The sequence below is a fragment of the Xanthobacter luteus genome, from assembly GCF_040049235.1.
Lineage (GTDB): Bacteria > Pseudomonadota > Alphaproteobacteria > Rhizobiales > Xanthobacteraceae > Xanthobacter.
The window spans coordinates 1,095,125-1,118,978 of sequence record NZ_JBDZDO010000001.1; the positions used below are offsets into that span (position 1 = coordinate 1,095,125).

General features: G+C 66.4%; 26 protein-coding genes. 10 read left to right on the plus strand and 16 right to left on the minus strand.

The genetic code is table 11. The features are described from left to right. Positions 1-166 precede the first annotated feature (166 nt). From ABLE88_RS05325 to pstB, 4 genes are all read left to right on the plus strand, one after another. On the plus strand, positions 167-1,168 hold the full coding sequence (locus ABLE88_RS05325; RefSeq protein ID WP_348830402.1) for a PstS family phosphate ABC transporter substrate-binding protein: 1,002 nt from the start codon (positions 167-169) through the stop codon (positions 1,166-1,168). 129 nt (positions 1,169-1,297) lie between these two features. Beyond that, the gene (gene pstC, locus ABLE88_RS05330; protein ID WP_348830403.1) at positions 1,298-2,233 is read left to right on the plus strand and encodes a phosphate ABC transporter permease subunit PstC; all 936 of its coding nucleotides are present in this window, start codon (positions 1,298-1,300) and stop codon (positions 2,231-2,233) included. An 11-nt stretch (positions 2,234-2,244) separates the two neighbouring features. Next, positions 2,245-3,180, plus strand: coding sequence for a phosphate ABC transporter permease PstA (pstA, locus tag ABLE88_RS05335; protein ID WP_510182851.1), 936 nt, complete (start codon positions 2,245-2,247; stop codon positions 3,178-3,180). A 29-nt stretch (positions 3,181-3,209) separates the two neighbouring features. Continuing rightward, entirely contained in the window at positions 3,210-4,019 is an 810-nt protein-coding gene (gene pstB / locus ABLE88_RS05340) for a phosphate ABC transporter ATP-binding protein PstB (RefSeq protein WP_348830405.1), read from the plus strand. A 113-nt stretch (positions 4,020-4,132) separates the two neighbouring features. Here the strand turns inward: pstB and ABLE88_RS05345 are convergent, their stop codons facing one another. The 9 genes from ABLE88_RS05345 to soxY all read right to left on the minus strand — a co-directional run bounded on the left by ABLE88_RS05345 (position 4,133) and on the right by soxY (position 11,915). Continuing rightward, positions 4,133-5,410, minus strand: coding sequence for an FCSD flavin-binding domain-containing protein (locus ABLE88_RS05345; RefSeq protein ID WP_348830406.1), 1,278 nt, complete (start codon positions 5,408-5,410; stop codon positions 4,133-4,135). A gap of 26 nt (positions 5,411-5,436) precedes the next feature. Beyond that, on the minus strand, positions 5,437-5,943 hold the full coding sequence (locus ABLE88_RS05350; protein ID WP_348830407.1) for a DsrE family protein: 507 nt from the start codon (positions 5,941-5,943) through the stop codon (positions 5,437-5,439). Between the two features lie 113 nt (positions 5,944-6,056). Next, complete coding sequence (locus tag ABLE88_RS05355; RefSeq protein WP_348830408.1) at positions 6,057-6,419, minus strand: c-type cytochrome; 363 nt, start codon at positions 6,417-6,419, stop codon at positions 6,057-6,059. 217 nt (positions 6,420-6,636) lie between these two features. Then, positions 6,637-7,035 (minus strand): c-type cytochrome, encoded by a 399-nt coding sequence (locus tag ABLE88_RS05360; protein ID WP_348830409.1) that lies wholly within the window; start codon positions 7,033-7,035, stop codon positions 6,637-6,639. A 68-nt stretch (positions 7,036-7,103) separates the two neighbouring features. Further along, the gene (locus tag ABLE88_RS05365; protein ID WP_348830410.1) at positions 7,104-7,844 is read right to left on the minus strand and encodes a c-type cytochrome; all 741 of its coding nucleotides are present in this window, start codon (positions 7,842-7,844) and stop codon (positions 7,104-7,106) included. Further along, positions 7,828-9,141, minus strand: a complete 1,314-nt coding sequence (gene soxC / locus ABLE88_RS05370; RefSeq protein ID WP_348830411.1) for a sulfite dehydrogenase — start codon at positions 9,139-9,141, stop codon at positions 7,828-7,830. The genes ABLE88_RS05365 and soxC overlap by 17 nt, the downstream gene beginning before the upstream one ends. 88 nt (positions 9,142-9,229) lie before the next feature. Beyond that, on the minus strand, positions 9,230-10,924 hold the full coding sequence (soxB, locus tag ABLE88_RS05375) for a thiosulfohydrolase SoxB (RefSeq protein WP_348830412.1): 1,695 nt from the start codon (positions 10,922-10,924) through the stop codon (positions 9,230-9,232). A 108-nt stretch (positions 10,925-11,032) separates the two neighbouring features. Continuing rightward, positions 11,033-11,362 (minus strand): thiosulfate oxidation carrier complex protein SoxZ, encoded by a 330-nt coding sequence (soxZ, locus tag ABLE88_RS05380; protein WP_348830413.1) that lies wholly within the window; start codon positions 11,360-11,362, stop codon positions 11,033-11,035. A 79-nt stretch (positions 11,363-11,441) separates the two neighbouring features. Further along, a complete protein-coding gene (soxY, locus tag ABLE88_RS05385) occupies positions 11,442-11,915 on the minus strand; it encodes a thiosulfate oxidation carrier protein SoxY (protein ID WP_348830414.1) in 474 nt (157 codons plus the stop codon). Positions 11,916-12,172: 257 nt separating this feature from the next. On the opposite strand from soxY, the gene soxA reads away from it, so the two are divergent. Both soxA and soxX read left to right on the plus strand, forming a co-directional pair. Further along, positions 12,173-13,003 (plus strand): sulfur oxidation c-type cytochrome SoxA, encoded by an 831-nt coding sequence (gene soxA, locus ABLE88_RS05390; protein WP_348830415.1) that lies wholly within the window; start codon positions 12,173-12,175, stop codon positions 13,001-13,003. Positions 13,004-13,016: 13 nt separating this feature from the next. Further along, positions 13,017-13,640 carry a sulfur oxidation c-type cytochrome SoxX gene (gene soxX, locus ABLE88_RS05395; RefSeq protein WP_348830416.1) on the plus strand — a complete coding sequence of 208 codons (624 nt, stop codon included), beginning with the start codon at positions 13,017-13,019 and terminating at the stop codon, positions 13,638-13,640. A gap of 58 nt (positions 13,641-13,698) precedes the next feature. On the opposite strand, the gene ABLE88_RS05400 is transcribed toward soxX, so the two are convergent. Together ABLE88_RS05400 and ABLE88_RS05405 are read right to left on the minus strand one after the other, a co-directional pair. Further along, the gene (locus ABLE88_RS05400; protein WP_348830417.1) at positions 13,699-14,277 is read right to left on the minus strand and encodes a SoxW family protein; all 579 of its coding nucleotides are present in this window, start codon (positions 14,275-14,277) and stop codon (positions 13,699-13,701) included. A 21-nt stretch (positions 14,278-14,298) separates the two neighbouring features. Continuing rightward, positions 14,299-15,030, minus strand: coding sequence for a cytochrome c biogenesis CcdA family protein (locus tag ABLE88_RS05405; RefSeq protein ID WP_348830418.1), 732 nt, complete (start codon positions 15,028-15,030; stop codon positions 14,299-14,301). Between the two features lie 115 nt (positions 15,031-15,145). On the opposite strand from ABLE88_RS05405, the gene ABLE88_RS05410 reads away from it, so the two are divergent. From ABLE88_RS05410 to ABLE88_RS05420, 3 genes are all read left to right on the plus strand, one after another. After that, the gene (locus ABLE88_RS05410) at positions 15,146-15,520 is read left to right on the plus strand and encodes a thioredoxin fold domain-containing protein (protein ID WP_348830419.1); all 375 of its coding nucleotides are present in this window, start codon (positions 15,146-15,148) and stop codon (positions 15,518-15,520) included. 30 nt (positions 15,521-15,550) lie between these two features. Beyond that, positions 15,551-15,922 carry an ArsR/SmtB family transcription factor gene (locus ABLE88_RS05415; protein WP_348830420.1) on the plus strand — a complete coding sequence of 124 codons (372 nt, stop codon included), beginning with the start codon at positions 15,551-15,553 and terminating at the stop codon, positions 15,920-15,922. Between the two features lie 74 nt (positions 15,923-15,996). Continuing rightward, on the plus strand, positions 15,997-17,103 hold the full coding sequence (locus tag ABLE88_RS05420; RefSeq protein ID WP_348830421.1) for a YeeE/YedE family protein: 1,107 nt from the start codon (positions 15,997-15,999) through the stop codon (positions 17,101-17,103). Between the two features lie 37 nt (positions 17,104-17,140). Here ABLE88_RS05420 and pdxR read toward each other — a convergent pair whose 3' ends face one another. The 5 genes from pdxR to ABLE88_RS05445 are packed head-to-tail and all read right to left on the minus strand — an operon-like array spanning position 17,141 to position 22,759. After that, on the minus strand, positions 17,141-18,712 hold the full coding sequence (pdxR, locus tag ABLE88_RS05425) for a MocR-like pyridoxine biosynthesis transcription factor PdxR (RefSeq protein WP_348830422.1): 1,572 nt from the start codon (positions 18,710-18,712) through the stop codon (positions 17,141-17,143). Between the two features lie 46 nt (positions 18,713-18,758). Next, positions 18,759-20,081 (minus strand): TRAP transporter large permease, encoded by a 1,323-nt coding sequence (locus ABLE88_RS05430; RefSeq protein WP_348830423.1) that lies wholly within the window; start codon positions 20,079-20,081, stop codon positions 18,759-18,761. A 3-nt stretch (positions 20,082-20,084) separates the two neighbouring features. Continuing rightward, positions 20,085-20,627 carry a TRAP transporter small permease subunit gene (locus ABLE88_RS05435; protein ID WP_348830424.1) on the minus strand — a complete coding sequence of 181 codons (543 nt, stop codon included), beginning with the start codon at positions 20,625-20,627 and terminating at the stop codon, positions 20,085-20,087. A gap of 32 nt (positions 20,628-20,659) precedes the next feature. Then, positions 20,660-21,745 (minus strand): TRAP transporter substrate-binding protein DctP, encoded by a 1,086-nt coding sequence (dctP, locus tag ABLE88_RS05440; RefSeq protein ID WP_348830425.1) that lies wholly within the window; start codon positions 21,743-21,745, stop codon positions 20,660-20,662. 33 nt (positions 21,746-21,778) lie between these two features. Next, the gene (locus ABLE88_RS05445) at positions 21,779-22,759 is read right to left on the minus strand and encodes a dihydrodipicolinate synthase family protein (RefSeq protein WP_348830426.1); all 981 of its coding nucleotides are present in this window, start codon (positions 22,757-22,759) and stop codon (positions 21,779-21,781) included. Positions 22,760-22,950: 191 nt separating this feature from the next. On the opposite strand from ABLE88_RS05445, the gene ABLE88_RS05450 reads away from it, so the two are divergent. Beyond that, positions 22,951-23,634, plus strand: a complete 684-nt coding sequence (locus ABLE88_RS05450; protein ID WP_348830427.1) for a pyridoxamine 5'-phosphate oxidase family protein — start codon at positions 22,951-22,953, stop codon at positions 23,632-23,634. Positions 23,635-23,854: the final 220 nt, after the last annotated feature.

Below are 23,854 nucleotides of genomic sequence, written 5' to 3' on the forward strand. Positions count from 1 at the left end.
ACGGAAACGTATACACTGTATTTAGATTGAAAAAATCCGTTCTAATTCAGTCTTATGGCCAGATATACACCGCTTGTCATTAAATTGTTACGGAATTTGCCTAGAGCACATCGAGCTGGGGGAGCGCTCGAAGCCCCGGCGACATGGTCCAGGGAGACGCCAACTCATGAAGATCATCACTCTCGCGAGCGCCTTCGCGCTGCTCGCTGCCGGCGCGGCGCTCAATGGCGCGGCGGCCCAGGCGCTGGTCAAGGCTGACGGCTCGTCCACGGTGTTCCCCGTGACCGAGGCCATGGCCGAGGAGTTCCAGAAGGCGAACAAGGACATCAAGGTGACGGTCGGCATCGCCGGCACCGGCGGCGGCTTCAAGAAGTTCTGCCGCGGCGAGACCGACATCTCCAACGCCTCGCGGCCCATCACGGCGAGCGAGCAGAAAGCCTGCAAGGAAGCGGGCATCGAATATATCGAGCTGCCCGTGGCGCTCGACGCGCTCACCGTCATCGTCCACCCGTCCAACACCTGGGCGGGCGAGATGACGGTTGCGGACCTGAAGAAGATCTGGGAGCCCGAAGCCCAGGGCAAGATCACCAATTGGAAGCAGGTGCGCGACAGCTATCCCGACCGTCCGATCACGCTCTACGGGCCGGGCGTCGATTCGGGCACGTACGACTATTTCACCGCCGCCATCGTCGGCAAGGAGCACTCCAGCCGCGGCGACTTCACCGCTTCCGAGGACGACAACGTGCTCGTGCAGGGCGTCGCCGGTGACCAGAACGCGCTCGGCTTCTTCGGCCTCGCTTACTACGAGGAGAACCACAACAAGCTGAAGGCCGTGAAGATCAAGCTCAACGACGCTGCCCCCGCCGTCGAACCCTCGGTGGAGAATGCCCGCACCGGCAAGTACCAGCCGCTGTCGCGCCCGATCTTCATCTACGTGAACAAGAAGGCGGCGGACACCCGCCCCGAGGTGGCCAAGTTCGTGGAATTCTATCAAAATCCCAAGAACGCGGTCGAGCTGGTCAAGGAAGTGGGCTATGTGCCGCTCCCCGAGGCCGCGCTCAAGGCGTTCCAGGAGCGCTTCAAGAAGCGCGAGATCGGCACCGGCTTCACCGGCTCGAAGGTCGGCGTGTCGGTCGAGGACCTGGTCAAGGAAAAGCTCGTCTACTGACGCGCCAGGGCATCCATTTGCGAGGCGGGAGTCGGCTCCGATCCGATCGCTGCGCGATGCGCGGATCCGATTCCCCGGGGGAGGCGGTTTGGCGTCCTCCCCCTCACGACCGAGAGCTTGATCGAAGTCATGGCCGTCCAAGGCAAGCCCGCACGACCGCGCCTGACGGTCTCGCCCGCCTTCCTCGCGCGGCGGCGTGTGGTGGACCACACCATGCGCGTCGTGCTCTTTCTCTGCGCGGCCCTCTCGGTGCTGGTCACGGCCGGCATCGTCTATGTCCTGTTGTCCGAAAGCGTCACATTCTTCGCCCAGGTGTCGATCATCGACTTCCTGACCGACACCCAGTGGACGCCGGTGTTCCAGGACAAGCATTTCGGCATCATGACGCTGGTGTCCGGCACCCTGGTGAGTTCGCTGATCGCCCTTCTGGTCGCGATCCCCGCCGGAACCGTGCTCGCCATCTACCTGTCGGAGTTTGCCCAGCCGCAGGTGCGCGAGACCATCAAGCCGTTCCTCGAGCTGATCGCCGGCGTGCCCACCGTGGCCTTCGGCTATTTCGCGCTGTTGTTCCTCACGCCCATCTTCCAGATCTTCATCCCCGGGCTCGCCGGCTTCAACCTCTTGGTGCCCGGCGTCGTCATGGGCATCATGATCTTGCCCTACATCGTCTCGGTGAGCGAGGACGCCATGCGCGCGGTTCCCACGGAACTGAGGGAGGGCGCCTATGCCCTCGGCTTCACCCGGCTCCGGACGGCGACGCGGGTGGTGATCCCCGGCGCCTTCTCCGGGGTGACGGCGGCCTACATCCTCGGCATGTCGCGGGCGGTGGGGGAGACCATGGTGGTGGCCATCGCCGCCGGCCAGCAGGCCAAGCTCGCCCTCAACCCGCTGGAGGGCGCCGCCACCATCACCGCTTACATCGTCCAGATCAGCCTCGGCGACGTGCCGCACGGCTCGATTGCCTATCTCACCATCTTCGCGGCCGGCATGACGCTGTTCCTCATGACCTTCGCCTTCAACATCCTCGCCTTCTGGCTGCGCCAGAAGTACCGCGAGGTCTATTGAGGGAGATGCCCGTGAAGCCGCGCGCCACTCCCTTCACCCGGCGCCGCTCGGACGCCGAGATCATCGCCCGCGCCCACCGGTCCGACCGCAGCTTCGCGGTTCTCGGCCTCGGCGTCCTCGTCCTCACCATGATCGTGCTGCTGTCGCTGATCGTGGACTTCATGGTGGACGGGCTCGGGCGCATCGACCTCGACTTCCTGACCAGCTTTCCCTCCCGGCGCGCGGCGGATGCCGGCATCCTGTCCGCCTGGGTCGGCACCACGCTGGTGATGCTGGTGACGACGGCGCTGGCGGTGCCGCTCGGCGTCGCGGCGGGCCTCTATCTCGAGGAATACGCGCCGCGCAACTGGATCACCCATCTCATCGAGATCAACGTCACCAATCTCGCGGGCGTGCCGTCCATCATCTACGGCCTCCTCGCCCTGGGCCTGTTCGTCCAGACCTTCGCCATGGGCCAGACCATCCTGGTGGCCGGCATGACGCTCGGGCTGCTCATCCTGCCCATCATCATCGTCGCCACCCGCGAGGCGGTGCGCTCGATCCCGCTCGAGATCCGCGAGGGCGCCTATGCGCTCGGCGCCGACCAGTGGCAGACCGTGAGCGGCTACATCCTGCCCGCGGCGCGTCCCGGCATCCTCACGGGCGCCATCGTCGGCATGTCCCGGGCGATCGGCGAGACCGCGCCCATCATCACCATCGGCGCCCTCACCTTCATCGCCTTCCTGCCGCCGCCGCCGGTGCAAGACACTTTTCCGTTCCTCAATTTCCACTGGCTCAGCTCGCCCTTCACGGTGATGCCGATCCAGATGTTCAACTGGGTGTCGCGCCCGCAGGCGGCGTTCCACGTGAACGCGGCCGCCACCGGCCTCATCCTGCTCGCCATGACGCTCATGATGAACGCCGTCGCCATCTGGCTGCGCTACAAGATCCGCCGAGGCATGCGGTGATGCGGCAGCCCGGCCTTTCGGAGAACGCGATGACCGCCGTGCCCCCCGCGTCGGACGCCGTGGCCGGCCAAGCGCCCGCCCCCCTGCGCGCGGCCGTTCGCCAGCTTGATTTCTTCTACGGCGACACCCAGGCGCTCAAGGCGGTGGAGCTGCCCATCGTCGAGGGCAAGGTCACCGCCCTCATCGGCCCCTCTGGCTGCGGCAAGTCCACGCTCCTGCGCTGCTTCAACCGCATGCACGATCTTTATCCGGGCAACCGCTACGAGGGCGAGATCATCCTCTACCCGGAAGGGATCAACATCGTGGCGCCCGATGTGGACCCCCTGCTCGCGCGCCTGCGCATCGGCATGGTGTTCCAGAAGCCCAATCCGTTCCCGAAATCGGTCTATGAGAACGTCGCCGCGGGGCTTCATGTGCGCGGCCTGCGCAACCGGACGGAGATCGGGCATCGGGTGGAAGCCGCCCTGCGTCAGGCGGCGCTGTGGGACGAGGTGAAGGACCGCCTGCAGGAATCCGCCTACGGCCTGTCCGGCGGCCAGCAGCAGCGCCTGTGCATCGCCCGCACGCTCGCCCCCGAGCCGGAGCTGATCCTGCTCGACGAGCCGACCTCGGCCCTCGACCCCATCGCCACCGCGAAGATCGAGGAGTTGATGGACGAGTTGCGCGGCGCCTACACCATCATGATCGTCACCCACAACATGCAGCAGGCGGCGCGCATCTCCGATTTCACCGCCTTCATGCATCTCGGGCAAATGGTGGAATACGACGTCACCGACCGCATCTTCACCAACCCGGCCGAGGAGCGCACGCGCGCCTACGTCACCGGCCGGTTCGGCTGAGGCGTCCGCGCGCCGAACCGGCCGGGGCGGACTGAGATGACCGTCCTCGTCTTCCTCGGCTCGCTGCTCGGGGCGAAGGCGATCGGCATGCCCATCGCCTTCGCCCCGCATCCTCAGCCCCAGATGTCGGCGGTGATGCCCGCATACCAGCCCATGTTCTCCTGCTCGGTCTGCTTGCGCAGCTCGGCGCTCTCGCCGGTCTTGGAGATGAAGCCCTCCACCTCCTTGATCTTGCCCTCGCCGGGGGCGTAGCGCCCGCCCACCTTCACCGCGTCGTCGGTGTCGATGAGGCTCCAGCAGGTGTTGGCGTAGCGCGCGGGGAACGCCTTCGAGCCGGTGAGCGCGGCGCGCGCCGCCATCGCCGCCACCTTGGCCTGGCTGTTGGCGGCGAATGCGGACTTCGGCATGTCGCCGGGGATGGCGGCATCGCCGACCACGAAGATGTTGGGGTCCATCTGCGAGGCCATGCTCTCCGGATCGATGGGGCAGAATCCGGAGGCGTTGGCGAGCCCCGCGTCGCGGGCGATGGCGCCGGCCATCTGCGCCGGGATGACGTTGACCAGGGCGGCGTTCTTGTAGGTCTCGAAGCCGGTGACGACGGTACCGGTCTTCGGGTCCACCGACTTCACGCCGTCATTGATGGTGGGCGCGAGCCACTCGACCATGCCGGGATAATGGCTCTCCCAGCCCTGCTGGAACAGGCCCATCTTGGAGAACTTCTCCTTGGGATCGACGATGATGATCTTGGCCTTGCCGCGGCCCGAGGCCTTGAGCGCATGCGCCATCATGGAGACCCGCTCATAGGGCCCGGGCGGGCAGCGATAGGGATTGGGCGGGGCGATCATGACGATCAGGCCGCCATCCGGGACCGCGTCGAGCTTGGCTTTCAGCAGCTTGGTCTGGGGCCCCGCCTTCCAGGCGTGGGGCATGACCTCCTCCGCCGCCTTCGACCAGCCGGGCACGGAATCGTATTTGAGGTCGATGCCCGGCGCGAGCACGAGGCGGTCGTACGGCAGGCGCGCGCCGTCCGCCAGAACCACCTCCTTCTTGTCCCGGTCGATGGATTTGGCGGCCTGGCGCACCATCTTCACGCCCTGGGCGGCGAGCTTGTCGTAGCCGTGCTCCAGGCTGTCGAAGGAGCGGAAGCCGCCGAGATAGAGGTTCGAGTGGAAGCAGGTGACGAACTTCGGCGCCGGCTCCACCAGCGTGACGTCCACGGCGCCGCCGGAATCCTTGGCGACGTAGCGCGCCACCGTGGCGCCGCCCGGGCCGCCGCCCACCACCACGAGCCGAGGCTTGGCCTGGCCGAGCACCGCCGGAGCCCCGAGCGTCGATGCGAAAGCGAGCGTGCCCGCGCCGGCGACGAAATGCCTACGAGACAGATTTGTCATTGTCGTTTCCTCCCAGTGCCGGCCTGTCAGCCGATCTTGATGTAGGCGAAGCCCTTGTTCTGAAGCGCGCCGACGGTGGCGACGCCCGAGGGCACGAAGGCGATGTACGGCGCCTTGCGCACCTTCTCCTTGTCGAGCTTGAGGCGCTCGAAAGTGATGGAGCAGAGGTAGATCTTGAGCCCGTTCTTGGCGACGCCGTCCACCTTCTCGAAGATGGACGGAACCATCACCTCTTCCTTCCAGGTGGTGCCGTCGAGATTTTCCAGGAAGAACTTCACCCCCTGCCCGTGCGCCACCACGGCGAGTTGCAGCGCGAACGGGTCCGCGCCATAGGCCGAATAGTGGTTGGAGATATTGGTGAGCATCTGCACGAAGCGTGGCGGATCGCCGAAGTCGCAGTGATAGAGGCAGGCATTGTCCGCCTCCTTCTTGATGTCGGCGAGCTTGAGGCTTTGTGCCGCGGAGGCGGCGACGGGCGCCGCGCCGGCGAGCGCCAAGGTGCCGAGAAAGGCTCGGCGGCCGAAATTGAACATGGACTCCTCCTCCCGTACGGGCGCCTTTGCGGCGCTCCATTGCTGCGCGCCGGGAATGCCCCCCGGCCGGCTTGGGCCCGCCCGCGGCCGCGCAAGGCGGCGGGCGGGGTCGTTCAGTGCCCGCCCGCGGGCTTCAGGCTGCCGAAATAGGCCGCGAGCGCGGCCATCTCTTCCTCGGTCAAGGTGGCGGCGATGGTGCGCATCACCTCGTTGTCCCGCTCTTTCTTGCGGTAGGAGTTGAGCACCGCGACGAACTGGTCCTCCGGCCAGGCGACGATGGCCGGGACGCCGCCCACGGTCGCGCCGGACGCCTGGTGGCAGGTCACGCACTGCGAGGCGAGATAGGCGCCGTACTCGCGATCGCCCGAGGCGCTCGCGTCGGCGGGACCGATGAAAAAGGGCGCCAGAAACGCCGAGAGGGCGGCGCGCGAACGCACCGCCCTGGCGAGGAGCGCCCGCGCGGGTCGGGCGGTCACTCCAGATTGCCCTTCTGCTCGCCGTCCGTCGTGGCGTCGAAAATGCGCGCGCGGCTGATCACCTTCACCTCCCCATTGCAGTTGTTCATGCAGGGATTGTTATTATCGAACGTTTTTCGCTTCTCCTGATCCCATCCTGGAAATCCGCATGTTTCGACAGCACCATTTTTCTCGCTGCGCCAATTTTATCCTTCCGCGCACGGAGCCGGCGCGTGGTCTATTTTTTCGAGCCGTCCGCCTTGAACTGGGCGAGAAAGGCGATGAGGTCCTTGCGCTCGTCCTCGTTCTTGATGCCGGCGAAGGCCATCTTGCCCTTGGGCGCGACCGCCTTGGGGTTGGTGAGATAGGCATCGAGCGTCGCCTCGTCCCACACCTTGCCGGCGGCGGCGCCGTCCTTGATGTCGGCGGAATAGCTGTAGCCCTCGAAATGCGCCCACTTGGCGCCGACGATGCCGTTCAGCGGCGGGCCGACCTTCGGCTTCGCGTCGGGGCCGATGGCATGGCAGGCCATGCACTTCTTGAACGACGTCTCGCCTTTGGCCACGTCCCCGTCGGCCCGCGCCGGAGCGACCGCGGCGCCGACGATCAGGAGGGCGATGCTGAGGGTGTTTCTCACGATCCTTGTCCTTTCCGTTGCCGGCTGTCTGCCTGCCATCCTCGGCCGGGCGCGCCGCAAGCGCTGCGTCATTCCAGGCTGCCCTTGGGGGCGTCGCCGTCGGGCGTCACATTGAGGATCTGGGCTCGGGCGGTCACATGCACCTCGCCGCTGCAATCCTTCATGCAGGGATTCTTCTTCCAGAAAGCCTTCTCGGCGGTCTCGCGGTCGTCGTCGAAGAAGTTCGCCTCGTTGGGCAGATCCACCTTGGGAAAGTTCTCCTTGGAGAGCACGTAGTTCTCGGGGACGAGGTCGTTGAGGTTCAGCAGATACGCGACGATGGCATAAGTCTGGTCTGCCGTCAGGGTCAGGTTGCTGCCGAACGGCATGGCGCGGTGCACATAGTCGAACGCCGTCGACGCGTAGGGCCAGAACGAGCCGATGGTCTTTTCCGGCCGCTCCGACTTCAGCGAGCCCCGTCCTCCGGCGAGAACCGGCCAGCGGCCGGCGCCTTCGCCGAACTCGCCATGGCAGGTGGCGCAGTTCTGCAGGAACAGTTCCTCGCCGTCCTTTACCGAGCCCTTGCCTTCGGGCAGGCCCTCGCCGTCGGCGCGCACGTCGATGTTCCAGGCCGCGATCTCCTCCGGCAGAGCCGGACGGCCGAGCGCGATGGCGCGGGCGGAAGCGGCCGGCGCCGGGATGTTGGCCGCCCCGCTCTCGGCACTCTGGGTCTTGCCCGATTTCAACGTCGGGTCAGCCAGCGCCGGGCCGGTGGCGAGGATCCCGGCGAACGCGGCGGCGGCGAGCACCATCTCAGCCGACTTCCACATTTTCCGTCTCCCCGTTAGAGCGCACCAGCCAGGTCTGGATGCCATTGTTGTGATAGATGGAATTGGTGCCGCGGACGGCGCGCAGTTGCTGTTTGGTGGGCTGGACGTAGCCGGTGTCGTCCATGGCGCGGGACTGCACCATCAGCTCCTGTCCGCCCCAATCGAAGTCGAGATAGAAGCGTGTCATGGACATGGGCATCGCCGGCCCGTCGATGCGGGCGGTGGTCCAGTTGCGCCCGCCATCGAGGGAGACATCCACCCGCGTGATGGTGCCGCGTCCCGACCAGGCGATGCCGGACAGAACATTCGGCCCCTTGTGCTTCAACGGCGCCTGCGGGCTCGGGCTCGTCACCACCGATTTTGCGTCCATCACGAAGGTGAAGCGGCGCGAGCGCCCGTCGGCGAGAAGATCCGTGTATTTCGACGTCTCCTCGCGCTGCTGCCAGGGCTGGTCTCCCACCTTGAGGCGGCGCAGCCACTTGACCCACATGTTGCCTTCCCAGCCCGGCACCACGAGCCGCACCGGATAGCCCTGCTCGGGCCTCAGCGCCTCCCCGTTCATGGCGAAGGCGACGAGACAGTCCTTCATGGCCTTCTCGAGCGGGATGGACCGCGTCATCACCGCCGCGTCCGCGCCCTCCGCCAGCACCCACTTGCCCTTCGGGCTGACGCCGGCCATGTCCAGCAGCGTCTTCAGCGGCACGCCGGTGTAGAAGACGTTGTGGATCATGCCATGGGTGAACTGGCAGCCGTTGAGCTGGGCGCCGCGCCATTCCATGCCGGAATTGGCGGCGCATTCCAGGAAGTAGGCCCGGTTCACCCGTCCGGGCATACGCTTGATGTCCTCCGCCGTGAACACGAGCGGCTTGTCCACCATGCCGTGGATCATCAGCCGGTATTTGTCCGGGTCGATTTCCGCCTCGCCCCCGTGATGGCGCACGAAGCACAGGCCGTTGGGCGTGATGACGCTGTCGAGCGCATAGAGCGGGGTGAAGCTCACCGAGCTCTCGGAGCTCGCGGTGAGCCAGGTCACCTCCCGTCGCACCACGTCCTTCTCAAATACCGAGGGCTTGCCGTAGGGGTTGGCGTTGACCGGCGCGCCGAGGGACTTGGTCCAGTCGGGGACCGGCACGATGTTGGGGTCCGGCGCGCCCGGCGCGGGACCGGCGAACGCCGAGCCGGCCCCCGCCGCGGCAGCCCCCGCACCCAGGCCGGCCAAGTTGAGGAAACGCCGCCGGGACAGGGGCGGCACCGCGCCGGTGGCGCGGTCCGTCCGGGGCAGCTGTGATTCGGACATGGCGTCCTCCCTGATATTCTTTTATTCGCAGATTTGAATATATACGGAAAACCAAGACAGGGCAACGCCTTGGTGCGCCAGACCGGTCTCAGGCCCCACTCACCTTCACCGAGGCATTGGGGGCGATCTTCACCGTCTTCACGTCGGCCACGTAGCGCTCCACCAGTTCCCATACCGGCGGCCCTTCCACGTTCTGGGCGACGGAGGCCCAGCCGGCGACCGCATAGGCCTTGTCGGCCTCGAGCGGCTTGCCGGTTTTCAGGAAGGTGAGATCGGAGATGCGCTGGCCGGTGCCCTTCGACACGTCGATGGCGTAGCCCACCCCGCCGACGCGCACCATGTCGCCGCCGCCCTGGAAATAGGGATCGGGATGGAAGATGTTGTCGGCCACGTCCTCCAGCACGTCCTTCAGCTGCTTGCCGGTCATGGTGGTGCGGTAGCAGGCGGGATAAGTGATGGCGGTGGCGTTGGCGATGGCATCGAAGGTGATGGGGTCGCCCGGCAGCAGCGTGCCGCCCCAGCGGAAGCCCGGCGAGAGGGCGATCTCGGCGTCCCGCTCCTTCATGATCGCGTCGCAGATCATGTCATCGAACGTGCCGTTGAAATTGCCGCGGCGATAGAGAAGGCTGTCGGCCCGGCCGACCTCGCGGGCGAGATCCTTGGCATAGGGCGCGCGGATGTCGGCGACGAGCTTTGTCATCTCGGGATCGGGCGCGACGGCGTCGGAGAACACCGGGATCAGCTGGAACCTGTAGCCCGCAACCTTCCTGTCCTTCACGTCGAGGTCGAGGCGGGACAGGAACTTGCCGTGCGAGCCGGTGGCCACCAGCACCGTCCGGCCCACCTCCACCACCCGCGGCATGGCGTCATGGGTATGGGCGGTGAGGATCACGTCGATGCCGGTGACGCGGGACGCCATCTTGCGGTCCACGTCGAAGCCATTGTGGGAGAGCACCACCACCACGTCGGCGCCGCCGGCGCGGGCCGCGTCCACCTGTTTTTGCATATCCTCTTCGCGGATGCCGAACTCCCAGTCCGGGATCATCCAGCGCGGGTTTGAGATGGGGGTGCGCGGAAAGGCCTGGCCGATGACCGCGATCTTCGCGCCGCCCTTCTCGAAGGTCTTCGCCGCCTCGAAGACCGGCTCCTGCCATTCGGCCGAGCGCACGTTCTGGGCAAGGAAGGCGAATGGCGCCTTCTCTTTGATCTCCGTCACCCGGTCGGCGCCGTAGGTGAACTCCCAGTGTCCCACCATGGCCTCTAGGCCGAGGGCGGAGAACACTTTCACCATGTCCTCGCCCTTGGTCTTGAGCGAGGACCAGGAGCCCTGCAGCCCGTCGCCGCCGTCGAGCAGAAGCACCTTGTCGGCCCCCCGCTCGGCGCGGATCGCCTTCACCAAAGTGGCGATGCGGTCCGCCCCGCCCATCCGCCCGTAGGTGCGGGCCAGCGCGGTGAAGTCCTCCGCGGTGAGCGCATAGGCGTCGGACGTGCCCGGCTTCAGGCCGAAATAGGAGAGGAACGCCATGTCGGTGAGGTGCGGCGGCACGCCCCGCGCCTCGCCGACGCCGAGATTTATCGACGGCTCGCGGAAATAGAGCGGAACCAGCTGGGCGTGGATGTCGGTGAGGTGCAGAATCGTCACCGTGCCCGGCCGGCCGAACTTCAGCAGGTCGGCCTGGGTGAGCGCCTGCGCCCGCACCGCCTGCGCCAGCCCCGTTCCCGACGCCGCGAGCAGCCCCGCGAGCGCCGTTCCGGCGGACAGAAAATCGCGCCTTGAGATCATGATGACCGTGCTTTCCCAAGTCATGGCGCGGCCGTTTGCCGGATCGCCGTGCGATCCGGCAGTACATCCGCCCCGCGCCTCATGAACAAACGTATTGCAGGCCTGCCCTCAAGCGACGGTGAGCTTGGCGGTGGCCTTCTGCTCGGCCCCGGCGTCGTCCTTCCAGCTGAAGGTGAACTCGCCGCTCTCCTTGGCCCTGAAGAACAGGGACTGGTAAGGGTTCGCCGAGATCGACGGGAACCATTCCGCCGTGAAGAACGGCTTGCCGTTGAAGGCGGCCTGGAAGGTGTTGATGATGTCGCGCGGCACGGTCTTGCCCGCGGAGTCCTTCCGCTGGCCGCTCTCCATCTCGTGGGAAATCAGCGTCTTGATCTCAATGATCTCGCCCACCTTGGCTTGGGCGGGAACGCGCACGCGCGGCTGCGACTTGATGGCCATCGTTTCCTCCGGTTTCCGAACGGGGACGCCAGACGCGCCCTCCCAATCTGTTCTTGTGCTTTGAGACGTCGCGGGGCCGTCAGCCGCCGCAGCCGCCGATGGTGACCTTCACCTGCGCCTTGGCGGAGTAAAGCGCGCCGTTGGACATCTCCGCCACGGCGATCACGTTCTGGGTCTGGGCGAGGCGCATGCGGGTGGAGGCGGACGCCTTCCCGCTCTCCGGCGTGAACCGGTAGGTGACCACCTGGGGCAGCGGATTGCCATCGGCAAAGACATGGACGGACTTGACGAAATCCGCCTCGGTCATGGGGCTTTCCACGTCGACGGTGATGGGCACGACGAGACCGTTCTCGGCGATCTCCGGCAGATCGAGCTTGATTTTGCCCTCTCCCATCGCCTTGCCGCCGAAGAGCTTCTTCAGCTCGTCCGCGACCTGCGCCTCGCTGGCGAGCAGCATGCGCGGGGCGAGCGCGGCGGTGAGCGCCGCGAGCCCGGCGATCTTGAGGGCGCGGCGCCGCGAGGCGAGAAGAGTGGCGTCGAGGTATGGCGACATACGTTTCCTCCTGGGGCGACCCCGTCGAGAGCAAGGGCCTTTGACGTTTTTTCGGTCAGCGGGAGCGCGGGAGAGCGATAAACGCCGCCGATCAATTTCACATATTGTGATATCGAATTTTTTGAATGTAAAGTGTCTCCCGTCAGGTGATCGCCGCCGCCTCTCGCAGGCGGGCGCGGTCGGGGCACACCACCGCTCTTCCCAAGGGCTTCTGCAGAAAGCCTTGGAGCGGCGGAACGTCGTCACGTGGAGGATCTATGCGACCCAAGGCCACATTATTCACCTGCCTATGCGCTCTCGCGCTGGCGCTCGTGCCCCTGGTCGGTGCCAGGGCCCAGGAGGATCCGAGCGAGAAGGAGATCGAGCGCTATCGCGCGATGATCAACGACCCCATGGCCAATCCCGGCTACCTCGCCGTCGATCGCGGCGAGGCGTTGTGGGCTGAGAAGCGGGGCGCCAACAACGTCTCGCTGGAGACCTGCGATCTGGGCGTGGGCCCCGGCAAGCTCGAAGGCGCCTTCGTGCGATTGCCGCGCTACTTCAAGGACGCTGACCAGGTGATGGACCTGGAGCAGCGCCTGCTGTGGTGCATGGAGAAGATCCAGGGTCTCGACACCAAGCCGTTCAAGGCGAAGCCCTTCTCCGGCCCCGGACGGGGCTCCGACATGCAGGACCTCGTCGCCTTCATCGCCAACAAGTCGAACGGCATGAAGATCGACGTGGCGCTGGACGATCCCAAGGAACGCGAGGCCTACGCCCTCGGCGAGGCCCTGTTCTTCCGCCGCTCGTCCATCAACGACTTCTCGTGCCAGACCTGCCATGCCGAGCCCGGCAAGCGCATCCGCCTCCAGGGGCTGCCGCAGCTCGACGTGCCCGGCAAGGACGCCAAGGCGACCATGAGTTCCTGGCCCACCTACCGGGTCTCCCAGAGCGCGCTGCGCACCATGCAGCACCGCATGTGGGACTGCTACCGGCAGATGCGCATGCCGGCGCCCGATTATGCGTCCGAGGCGGTCACCGCCCTCTCGCTGTTCCTGAACAGACAAGCCAACGGGGCCGAACTCAACGTGCCCTCGATCAAGCGCTGAGGGGAGGAAACCAATGAAGATCATACGGATGGCCGCCGCGGCGGCCCTGATCGTCCCGTCCCTCGCTCTCGCCCAGCAGATCCCGCCCGCGCCGCAGGCGATGGTGGACAAGGTGGTGAGGGAAAGCTTCACCAAGCTGCCCGAAGGCTGGGCGGCGCGCCTGGTCCAGGACGAGACCATGATGGTCTGCTCGCAGACCCGCAACCAGCCTTCCGCCGCGCAGGCGGACGCCATCCTTGCGCGCGAGACCAAGACCGTGGTGTTCCCAGCGGACGGCAAGCTGCTTGGCGATTGGAAGGCGGGCGCCAAGGTGGCCCAGAACGGACGCGGCGGGCAGTTCTCCGACCCGCCCGGCACGGTGAGCGGCGGCAATTGCTATGCCTGCCACCAGATGGATCCAAAGGAGGTGAGCTACGGCACCCTCGGTCCCTCGCTCACCAATTACGGCGCGGACCGCAAGTATTCGCCCGAGGATGCCAAGACCGCCTATGCCAGGATCTTCAATCCTCAGGCCGCGTTCGCCTGTTCATCCATGCCGCGCTTCGGTCACAACGGCGTCCTGAGCGAGCAGCAGATCAAGGATGTGGTCGCCTATCTGTTCGATCCCGAATCGCCGGTGAACAAGCCGGCCAAGTAGGAACCACGCAGGAACCAGGTAGGAACCACGCGCAGGGGGGCTCCGGCCCCCCTGTGCCTCAGCCCTTGCCGGCGCTTTGGCGGGCAAGCCAGGCGTCGAACGGCCCGTCCCGGTATGCGCCCTCCGCCACGTAGCGGAACAGGGCGGAAAATTCCTTGCGCGGCAGCAGGCCCGGCATGCGCGCCACCTCCTTGGGCGCCCCGTTCACCTCGGCGAAGAACTGGAAGGTCGGCGTGGCGCGGACCCTCTCGCGCTGGCCCAGCGCCTTCTCGCTCAGGCGCGCGCCGTCGAGAAACGTCACCTCCCGCGCCCCGAACAGATCCAGATGGACGATGTCGAACGCGTCCTTGATCGGCGCCTCGATGGCCGGATCGGCGAAATAGGCGGTGTGCAGCTCCTTGCAGTAGATGCACCCGCGCTGGCTCCATTGGAGGGCGAAGGTGCGCCCCTTGGCGCGGGCCGCGGCGAAGTCCTCGGGCAGATCGAGGAAGCCCTCCACATACCAGTCCTGGGTATAGAGGCCGTCATCGCCGAGGCGCGCCTTGGCGGCGGCCTGACCCGGCACAAGGGCGACGGCGCCGAGACCGGCGCCGGAGCGGAGAAAGCCTCTCCGGCTCTGCATGCAGGTATCATCCATGGGACGAACGTCCTCCCTATCCTAGCCGATGGTGCCGAGGCTCGGGACCGCGTCGAGCAGCCATTGGGCGATTTGCGGCATGAAGCCGGTGATGAAGGCGATGCCGGTGAGAATGAGCAGCCCGCCCGCCACCTTCTCGACGAGGCCGAGCCGGCGGCGCGCCGCCTGCGCCCAGACGAGGAAGCGCTCGGTGAACGCCGCCGCGATGAGGAACGGGATGCCGATGCCCGCGGCGTAGACCGCCAGCAGCGCCATGCCCCGGCCCACCGACGCCTCGGCGCCGGCCACGAGCAGGATGGCCGCCAGCACGGGCCCGACGCAGGGCGACCAGCCAAAGCCGAAGGCGAGCCCGACCACATAGGGGCCGATCAGGCCTGTCGGCCGCCTCCCCGGCTCGAGCTTCGCCTGGCGATAGAGCAGCGGAATGCGCACCAGGCCGGCCAGATGCAGCCCGAACACGATCAGCAACCCGCCCGAGATCAGCGTCAGCACCTCGATGTGCTGCAACAATTCCTTGCCGAGCGAGGAAGCGGTGGCGCCGAGCAGCACGAAGACCGAGGCGAAGCCGAGCACGAACAGCACCGCGGCCGGAAAGACGCTCCGGCGCCGCGCCGCCGCGGATCCCTCGGCGCTGTCCCCCGCCGTGCCGGCGAGGAAACCGAGATAGGCCGGCACCAGCGGCAGCACGCACGGCGAGGCGAACGACAGGAGGCCGGCAAGGAAAGCCCCTGCGAGGCTGACGTCCAGGAACATGCTCCTCCCCGATCATCGTGTTCCGCGTCGATTCCGGTGCGCGGATTGGTCCTCTTCATGATATATGCGAATGCGATAATATGTCTCCCCGAATCCACGGCAGGACTTTAAATTCATGCGGGCTTTCGCTGGACTGATTCTGGCCGCGGTCTTCTTGTCCCCCGCCGTCCTCGCGCCGCGCCCCGCTTTGGCCGGCGAACTGCTGATGTTCGAACGCAAGGGCTGCGTCTACTGCCTGAAGTTCGACCATGAGGTGGCGCCGATCTATGAGAAGACCGACGAAGGCCGCCGCGCGCCGCTGCGGCGCGTCGACCTCGGGCTGGGGTTGCCCGCCGGCGTGGCGTTGGCGTCTCCCGTGCGCTTCTCGCCCACCTTCGTGCTCGTGGATCACGATCGCGAAGTCGGGCGCATTACAGGCTATGCTTCCGACGAGGCGTTCTGGGGATTGCTGGGCGCGATCACGAACGGGATGGCGAGTGCTCAGCCGTGAGGCGGCGCTGCGGGAGGAGAAGGTTCACTCATGGCGATCGTTTCCAAGCGACTTGAAGACGAGCTCCGGGAGGGGCCAGAAATCTCGCCCGAGCTCGACCGCCTGATGCGCAACGCCCGCAAGGCGAGCGACTTCCTCAAGGCCCTCTCCCACGAGAACCGGCTGCTGCTTTTGTGCCTGCTGGCGGAGGGCGAGCGCTCGGTCACCGAGCTCGAGAACATTCTGTCCCTGCGCCAGCCCACGGTCTCCCAGCAACTGGCGCGCCTGCGGCTCGACGACCTGGTCGCCACGCGGCGCGACGGCAAGACGATCTATTACAGCCTCGCCAACGAGGACGTCCGCCGGGTGATCTCGGTGATCTATGACATGTATTGCGGAGCCGAGCGTTCAGGACGAGAGTGACTTCAGCGACAGGCGCCGGGCTGGCGACGGGACACCAAAAGTTCCGCTCTGGCCGTCTCAGGGAGGAGGCGCGCGTGGACATTTCGAGCCCCTGGTGGACCGCGCTCGCGGGCCTGGCGGTCGGCGGGCCGGCCGGCTTTGCCGTGTTCCGCGCGCGCCTATGCACCTTCGGCGCCATGGAGGACGCCATGGTCGGGAGCGACTGGCGTCGGATGAAGGTTTTCGCCCTCGCCCTGGGCATTGCCCTGATCGGAACGCAGATCCTCGCCCTCGCCGGCATCTTCGACCCCGAGCGGACCAATTACGTGACCACGGCCTTGCCCTGGCTGGGCATCCTGGCGGGCGGCATCCTGTTCGGCCTCGGCATGGCGCTGGTGGGAACTTGCGCTTTCGGCTCCCTCGTGCGTCTCGGCTCGGGCGACCTGCGCAGCCTCGTCGTCCTGCTCGTCTTCGGCGCCGTCGCCTACGCCACGCTAAGGGGAATCTTCGCCACCATCCGCGTCGATGGCCTGGAACGGATCGCCGTGGCGCTGCCGGCCGGCACGAGGTCGGATCTGCCCTCGCTGCTGGGGTGGCTCACGGGCCATGACCTCAGGGCGATTCTTACCGCCTGCCTCGGCGTGGGGCTGGTGGTTCCCGCCCTGGCCGATCGCCGGCTGCGCCGCGCGGGCCGGCTGATGACGGCGGGCGTGCTGCTCGGCCTCGGCGTGGTCGGCGGATGGCTCGCCACGACCCTGCTGGTGGACGAGTTCGCCCATTCCGGCACACCTCAGAGCCTCACCTTCGTGTCGCCGGTGGCGCGGACCCTATTCGGCGTCCTGTTCGAGCAGTCGAGCCTCGCCGAGTTCGGCGCCGGCAGCGTGGTCGGCGTGGCGCTGGGCGCCTTCCTTGCCGCGCGCCTCGCCGACGAGCTGCGCTGGGAGGCATTCGACGACCCGCGCGAGATGAAGCGCCACCTGCTCGGGGCCGTGCTCATGGGCTCCGGCGGCATCCTGTGCGGCGGATGCACCATCGGCCAAGGCCTCACGGCCGGCTCCCTGTTCGCGCTGTCGTGGCCGCTCGCCGTTGCCGGCATGGCGCTCGGCGCGCGGCTCGGCATCGCGCTTCTGATGGAGGGATCGCTGAGCGGCCTCGTGCGCCAGACGGTGGTGGGGCGCTTCGGCTTCCACAACAAGCCCTGATGGTCCGGATCGCGACGCCGCTGCGGTGGACCAGCCTTCAGAGGCTGGCGTCGCTCGGCCTGGAAATCCGCTGCGTGGGACGCCGGCCGTCGATGCCGGGAATCTCGTGGACGAGGGCGGACTTCAGCTTGGCGATGCCGCTTCGGACCCCCTCGGGCGTCAGCGTCGCGTAGCCGAGGATGAGGCTGCGCGGGTGCGCGCACAGCGTCTCGTAGGCGCCCGCGGCCGACAGCGTATAGACCCCGACGCCTTCGCCGGCGGCGATGCGGCAGACATCCTCCGCCAGAGGAAAATGCTCCGGCATCTGCCACATGATGTGCATGCCCGCCTCGGCGCCGGAAATCTGCACGTCGCCGAACCGCTCGGCGAGGGCCTCCAGAAGCGCCGCCCGCGATTGCGCGTATTGCTGCCGATTGCGCCGCACATGCCGCGCAAATCCGCCGCCGCGCAGGAATTCGGAAAGGAAGATCTGCTCCACCCAGGGATGCCCATAATTGGCCAGACCCTTGGCGCGGCGGGCGGCATCGACCAGATGCTTCGGAACGATCAGGTAGCCGGTCCGCAGCCCCGAGCCGATCGATTTCGAGAAGGTGCCGAGATAGATGACCGAAGTGTTGTTTCTCAGGCCCGCCAAAGAGGGCAGAGGCGGGCCGTCGTAGCGAAAGTCGCTGTCGTAGTCGTCCTCGATGATGTAGGCGCCGTTCTGCTCCGCCCAGTCCAGGAGCTCCGTGCGGCGGGCGCGGGTCATGGTGACGCCGGTGGGAAACTGGTGCGAAGGCGTGACGTAGATCAGCGTCGCGCCCGAGCCCTGCAGCAGGGCTGTTTGCATGCCATGCTGGTCCACCGGAATGGCGAAGAGCGAAGCGCCATAACTGCGGAACACGAGCGCCGCGCCGAGATAGCAGGGGTCCTCCACGGCGATGCGGATCGAAGGCTGGACGAACAGGCGGCTGATCAGGTTCAGACCCTCCTGCGCGCCGGCGGTGACGATGACCTGATCGGCGCTGACCGACGCCGCCCGGGTGACAGAGATATGGGCAGCGATCGCCTCGCGGAGCTCCAGAATGCCCTCGGGCGGACCATAGTGCGAAACATTGGCGCTGGTGCGGGAGAGGTTCTCGGTCAGGATCTGACGCCACTCGCGCAGCGGGAAGTGCCGCCAGTTCGTGCCCCCATACCAGAAGTCGACCTGCAGGGTGCTGGGCCCCGACTGCGCCATGCGCAGCCTGCCGGGGCGCAGCAGGACCGAAGGATGCCGGACCCGCCGCTCCCTCGGCTCGCGGTCGCCGCCGCTCGCCTCGGCGACGGCAACCCGGTCCTGCGGGGCGGGCGCGCTGGCACTGGCTTCCGGAACCGCCTCGGAGACGAAGGTCCCCGCGCCCTGCCGCTTGAAGATGTACCCCTCCTCCTCGAGCCGGTTGTAGGCCAGGACCGCCGTGTTGCGCGAGACGCCCAGGAACTGGGCGAGATCGCGCGACGAGGGCAACCCGGCACCGGCGCGGAGCGTGCCGGCGAGGATCGCGCCGCGCACTTCGCGGTAGATCTGCTCCTGGAGGGAGATCTCGCTCGCGCGCTCCAGACGGAGGGGAATCATGCCATTGCCGGTCATGCCCTGTCCGAAGCAATTTCCGCGCCAACCGCACCCCGCCGGTTCCTCACAGCCGGAACAGAACCTTCGGCATGTAAGTGGCGAGGCTGGGGAACAGGTAGACCAGGAAGAGCGTCAGCATCTGGACCAGGATGAAGGGAACGACGCCGCGGTACATTTCCACGAGGGAGATCAGGCGCGAGGCGATGGATTGCAGATAGAAGATGGAGGGCGCCATGGGCGGCGTCAGGTACGACGTCTGCAGCACGACGCACACCAGGACCGCGAACCACACCGGGTCGATGCCCAGCGACAGCACCACCGGATTGAAGATCGGGACGGTGATCAGCAGGATCGATGCCCAATCGAGCACGAAGCCGAGCACGAAGATCACACCGAGGAACAGGAACAGCGTTCCGTCGGGGCCGAACTCGAGGCTGGCCAGGAGGCCGCGCACCAGCCCGCCGCCGCCGTTGACCATGAAGGCATTGGTGAACAGCGAGCCGCCGAGCATGATCATCAGCGTCATCGCCGTGATGGCCACGGTCCGCTCGAGCGCCTCGGACAGCAACCGCCTCGAGAACTGCCCGTACCAGAGCGTCAGGGCCAGGGCGCCGGCCGATCCGATCGCGGCCGCCTCCGAGGGCGAGGCGACCCCGGCGAAGATGCTGCCGATCACCGCCAGGATGAGCCCGAAGCAGGGCAGCAGCGCCGTGAACAGAAGCCAGATCTTGTCCCGGAAGCTGACGTCGTCCAGTTCGTCCTCGGAAATCGCCGGCCCGTCCTGCGGGTGCGCCACGCATCGGACGACGACGTAGGCCAGGAAGCCAACCGTCATCACCAGGCCGGGAACGAGGATGCCCGCGAACAGGTCGCCGATGGAGAGGTCGGCGATGGAGGCATAGATCACGACGATGACCGAGGGCGGAATGATGGTTCCCAGGGACCCGCCGCCGCAGATCGATCCGGCGATCAGGTCCTTCTTATAGCCGGCGGCGACCATCGCAGGGACCGCCATGAGGCCCACGAGGATCTCGACCGCGCCGACCACGCCCGAGCTGGCGGCGAAGAGGGCGCAGATCAGGATGGTCGACACCGACAGGCCGCCGGGGAAGCGCCCGAGCAGCAGCCGAAGCGCCTTTAAGAGATTTTCCGCGATCTGCGAGCGCTCCAGCAGGGCGCCCATGAAGATGAACAGCGGAATGGCGACGAGCACGAAGTTCGACGCGAGGTTTGTCAGACTTCCATGCACCTGAAGCCCGATATTGTTTCCGAATACGGCGTACCCGAACAGCATGCCCATCGTCAGAAGGCAGAACGCGACCGGAAGACCAAGAAAGATCAGGCCAAACAAGGCAGGGAACATCAACACAGGCAACAAGCCCTGCATGTCTCAGCCTCTGGGGTTGGAGGATGGCGTGAGCGCGCCGGCCGCTGACGGTTCGCTCCAGACCGCCGCGAGTGCTTTCAGGGTTTCGGCGAGAACCTGAAGCCAGAGACTGCACACGCCGACCGCGATGCCGGCGTAGAAGGGCCAGAGCGGCGGGGCCCAGACGCTGACGCGCTCCACCGTCCCCTCCACATAGGCGTCCACGGCCTGCCCGACCGACGCATGGGCCAGGAAGCCGAGCGCGGGCAGGAGGAGGAGAATGTAGAAGGCGGCGTCGATGAGATGGCGCGCGCGCGCCGGAATGTTCTGGGACAGGAACGTGACGCGCACATGCTCGTTCTTCATGAGCGCGTAGCTGGATGCGCCGATGAAGATGCATCCGTTGAGCATGTACGAAAGATCGAAGGCCCACACGGTCGGGGCATTCAGGAAGCGGCGCATGATCACCTCGAAGATCATCACCGCGACCAGGACGACGACCACCGCCATGACGATCCGGGCGAGGGCGGCCGATGTCCAATCGATCACGTCGACGATCTGCTTCATGACCGCGCTCCCCGGTGCCCCGCTCGGCCGGCCTACTGGTTCACGACGCGGATGTCGGCGGCCGCCACCCATTTGTCCTGGAAGGGGTAATAGGAGTTCGCGAACTTCTCCATCCAGGTATTGCCGCTGTCGGCCTGCTTCTTCGCGGTCTTCATGGCCCACTCGCGGCCGTATTTCTTCACCGCTTCGACCAGGCTCGGCTCGGGCGAAAGGAACACGTTCTTGCCCTCCGCCTTCATCTTGGCGATGGTGTCGATGTCGTCGACCGACAGCTTCATGAGCCCTTCGATCATCGTCAGCTGCCCGGCCAGCACCAGCTTCTCCTTGAGATCGGCCGGCAGCTTGTCCCAGGTCTCGGTCTTGACCATGAACTCATAGACATAGGTGGGCTGGTGGATGCCTGGAACCATCACGTACTTCGCGATGTTCTGCAGCCCCGTCGCATAATTGATGCTGGGGGTGACGTACTCCGTCGCGTCGATCACCTTGCGGTCGAGCGCGGTGAAGATCTCTCCGCCCGGCAGCGTCACCGGGGAGGCGCCGAAATAGTCTTTCAGGATGGCGGCCCAGGCGCCGGTGGTTCGGATCTTCAGGCCCTTGAAGTCCTCCGCCTTGGTCAGCGGCTTGTGCGCATGGGCGAAGACCTCGGTCGGCCCGATGCAGGCGACCACCGGGTGAAGGCCCATCTTCTCGCGGCGGAAATTCTCCCACAGCTGCCGACCGCCGCCATAGAAGATCCAGGCCATGGTCGCGTCGGCCGGCATCCCGCCGGGAAGCCCCGCGAGGAAGGCGTTGGCGGGGTCCTCATTGACCATGAAGGCGGGAAAGTAGATCCCGGCATCGGCGATGCCGTTCTGGACCGCCTTGGCGGTTTCGAATGCGGGGGCGAGAATGCCGGCGCCGAACGCCTGGATCTTGATCTGGCCGCTGGTCAGCTTCTCGACATTGCGGATGAAGGGCGCGACGCATTCGCGAAAGTCCGCGTTGCCCTCCGGCGAGAAGGTCGTGAGGCGCCAGTTGATGGGTTCCGCCTGGGCCAGGCCGGACACGAGGCCGAAGGCCAGGGCGGCGACGGCCGTTTTGGTCAGAGCGCGCGCCGTGCGCTTGATCGAGCTCATATCCTGGTTCCCTTTGCGAGAAGAGGTAAGACGTCAGGCAATGCCGGCGCGCGCGATCGCGGCGGCAAGCTCCGCTTTCGCGGCGCCGGTCAGTTTCGCCAGCGGGCGCCGCGGTCCGCCGAGATCGCGCCCGATGAGCTCGAGGCCCGTATGGGCAACCCGGATGATCCCGTAGCGCCCGCCGATCTCGCTGACCTCGAAGAGCCGCTGGCTCAGCGCGAACGCGGCGGCGGCGTCGCCGCCCTTCGCGGCGTTCCAGAACGCGACGCATTCCGCCGGACAGAAGTTCGCAAGGCCCGTAAACCAGGCCGGCGCGGGCCCCATGACCGGCTCCAGCGCGAGGGTGTCCTGGCCGAGCCCGACCTTCACCCGCCCTTCGCTCATCCGCGGAACGGTCCACACGCGGGTGAGGTCGCCGGAACTGTCCTTCATGCCGACAATGTTGGGGACGCGCGCGGAGACCTTGGCCATGAAGTCGGGCTTGAGATCGATGCCGGCAAGGCCGGGATTGTTGTAGACCCAGACCGGTATTTGGCTCGCCTCGCCCACGGCCGCATAATGGTCGAGCAGCTCTTCCTCGGTGGGCTTCCAATAATTCAGCGGAACGACCAGCACCGCATCGGCGCCGTTGGCGGACGCGAACGCGGCAAGCCGCACGCTCTCGGCGGTGGTCATCGCGCCGATGCCGAACATCACGGGCACGCGGCCCGCCACGTGCGCCGCCACCTTGGTGAGGGCCTCCTGCTTCTCGCCCTCGGTAAAGTATCCGTTCGCGCCGGTGCTGCCGAAGAGCGTTATCGTGTGGATTCCGGCCCCAATGGCGAAATCAATATGTCGCGCCCATTGGTTGAAATCGATGGATCCATCGTCGCCGACCGGGGTTATCGAAAAAAGCGAGACGCCTTCGATAGCTGATTTATCGGCAGTCATTCGTTCACCATGGCATGAGCGCGATTTAGAGCTTGTGTAGGCTTGATCCTGCGGTCGATTTGATGCACCGACAAGGGCGCCCATGGATCCAATTTCAAAAAAATCGATGAGACCACCGCCTCCTGGCATGTTTTGCCTGCGCCTCACCGTCTAAGTTTTTCGTGCAAAGCGCCGCCACAACGTCCCCGCGCGGTGACGGACCGTTCGCAGATCGTCCGGTGCTGCAGGGCGGCGCGCGCGTCAGGCATTTTCGTGAACCAAAGGATGAGGAGATCATGAACGATACCGTCGATCCGACAGAAATTGCCGGAGCGCCGAGCGAAAAAACGCGGCTTCGCCGTTATAATTGGCTCGCGAAATATGATCGTGACACGATCAATGCCATCATCGATGCCGGCATCGTCTGTCAGGTCGGCTACGTCATCGACGGCATGCCGTATGTCACACCGACAAATCATTGGCGTATTGATGACTTCGTCTATTGGCACGGCTCTTCGGCCAGCCGCATGCTGAAGGCACAGCAGAAGGGCATTCCGGTCTGCTTCACCGTCACCCATCTCGACGGCATCGTATTCTCGCGTGCCGCCTTCAACCACAACATCCAGTATCGGTCGGTCATGGCGTTCGGCGAGGCCGAACTGTGCGCGGAGGAGGTCAAGCGTCGCGCGCTCGCCACCTTCACCGACCGCCTGGCGCCCGGCCTGTGGGACTATGCCCGCCTGCCCGCCGAGCAGGAGTGGAAAGCCACGAAGGTGATCCGCATGCGGCTGGACGAAGTCTCGGCCAAGGTCGCCGATGGCCTGCCAAGCGAGGACGAGGAGGACTACCAAAGCGACCGCTGGGCAGGATCGGTGGCGCTGAAGATGGTGCAGCTGGATCCCGTGCCGGACCCGAAGCTGCGCGGCGGCATCGAGATGCCCGCCTTCGTGCGGAATTTCCGCTATGTGGGGGTGAAGTGACCGGCTGAGAGCCAGCCAGGGTCGTCCGCCAGGAAAAGCCGGCGGCCGCCATCGGCCCAATGGAGCGGTCACGCGTCGGCCCGGTCCGGGCGGCGCGGACGGTCGGGCGCGCCGCGAGCGCCGCCGCCGGCGACAGGACGGCGTCGGCGGGCCCGCGGCCGGCGGGAACGGACGCCCCCGTGCGAAAAGATCTGGCCCCCCGGGGCGCAAAGGGGGCTGT

What these genes read in the sequence shown, in the direction of transcription:
- pstB (WP_348830405.1), top strand. Translation starts at nt 3,210, where the DNA reads ATGACCGCCGTGCCCCCCGCGTCGGACGCCGTGGCCGGCCAAGCGCCC.
- ABLE88_RS05450 (WP_348830427.1), top strand. Translation starts at nt 22,951, where the DNA reads ATGAACGATACCGTCGATCCGACAGAAATTGCCGGAGCGCCGAGCGAA.
- ABLE88_RS05365 (WP_348830410.1), bottom strand. Translation starts at nt 7,844, where the DNA reads ATGTGGAAGTCGGCTGAGATGGTGCTCGCCGCCGCCGCGTTCGCCGGG.
- pdxR (WP_348830422.1), bottom strand. Translation starts at nt 18,712, where the DNA reads ATGACCGGCAATGGCATGATTCCCCTCCGTCTGGAGCGCGCGAGCGAG.
- ABLE88_RS05325 (WP_348830402.1), top strand. Translation starts at nt 167, where the DNA reads ATGAAGATCATCACTCTCGCGAGCGCCTTCGCGCTGCTCGCTGCCGGC.
- soxB (WP_348830412.1), bottom strand. Translation starts at nt 10,924, where the DNA reads ATGATCTCAAGGCGCGATTTTCTGTCCGCCGGAACGGCGCTCGCGGGG.
- dctP (WP_348830425.1), bottom strand. Translation starts at nt 21,745, where the DNA reads ATGAGCTCGATCAAGCGCACGGCGCGCGCTCTGACCAAAACGGCCGTC.
- soxZ (WP_348830413.1), bottom strand. Translation starts at nt 11,362, where the DNA reads ATGGCCATCAAGTCGCAGCCGCGCGTGCGCGTTCCCGCCCAAGCCAAG.
- soxA (WP_348830415.1), top strand. Translation starts at nt 12,173, where the DNA reads ATGCGACCCAAGGCCACATTATTCACCTGCCTATGCGCTCTCGCGCTG.
- ABLE88_RS05405 (WP_348830418.1), bottom strand. Translation starts at nt 15,030, where the DNA reads ATGTTCCTGGACGTCAGCCTCGCAGGGGCTTTCCTTGCCGGCCTCCTG.
- ABLE88_RS05430 (WP_348830423.1), bottom strand. Translation starts at nt 20,081, where the DNA reads ATGCAGGGCTTGTTGCCTGTGTTGATGTTCCCTGCCTTGTTTGGCCTG.
- soxY (WP_348830414.1), bottom strand. Translation starts at nt 11,915, where the DNA reads ATGTCGCCATACCTCGACGCCACTCTTCTCGCCTCGCGGCGCCGCGCC.
- ABLE88_RS05415 (WP_348830420.1), top strand. Translation starts at nt 15,551, where the DNA reads ATGGCGATCGTTTCCAAGCGACTTGAAGACGAGCTCCGGGAGGGGCCA.
- ABLE88_RS05410 (WP_348830419.1), top strand. Translation starts at nt 15,146, where the DNA reads ATGCGGGCTTTCGCTGGACTGATTCTGGCCGCGGTCTTCTTGTCCCCC.
- pstC (WP_348830403.1), top strand. Translation starts at nt 1,298, where the DNA reads ATGGCCGTCCAAGGCAAGCCCGCACGACCGCGCCTGACGGTCTCGCCC.
- soxC (WP_348830411.1), bottom strand. Translation starts at nt 9,141, where the DNA reads ATGTCCGAATCACAGCTGCCCCGGACGGACCGCGCCACCGGCGCGGTG.
- ABLE88_RS05350 (WP_348830407.1), bottom strand. Translation starts at nt 5,943, where the DNA reads ATGTTCAATTTCGGCCGCCGAGCCTTTCTCGGCACCTTGGCGCTCGCC.
- ABLE88_RS05435 (WP_348830424.1), bottom strand. Translation starts at nt 20,627, where the DNA reads ATGAAGCAGATCGTCGACGTGATCGATTGGACATCGGCCGCCCTCGCC.
- ABLE88_RS05400 (WP_348830417.1), bottom strand. Translation starts at nt 14,277, where the DNA reads ATGGATGATACCTGCATGCAGAGCCGGAGAGGCTTTCTCCGCTCCGGC.
- ABLE88_RS05345 (WP_348830406.1), bottom strand. Translation starts at nt 5,410, where the DNA reads ATGACAAATCTGTCTCGTAGGCATTTCGTCGCCGGCGCGGGCACGCTC.
- soxX (WP_348830416.1), top strand. Translation starts at nt 13,017, where the DNA reads ATGAAGATCATACGGATGGCCGCCGCGGCGGCCCTGATCGTCCCGTCC.
- ABLE88_RS05445 (WP_348830426.1), bottom strand. Translation starts at nt 22,759, where the DNA reads ATGGGCGCCCTTGTCGGTGCATCAAATCGACCGCAGGATCAAGCCTAC.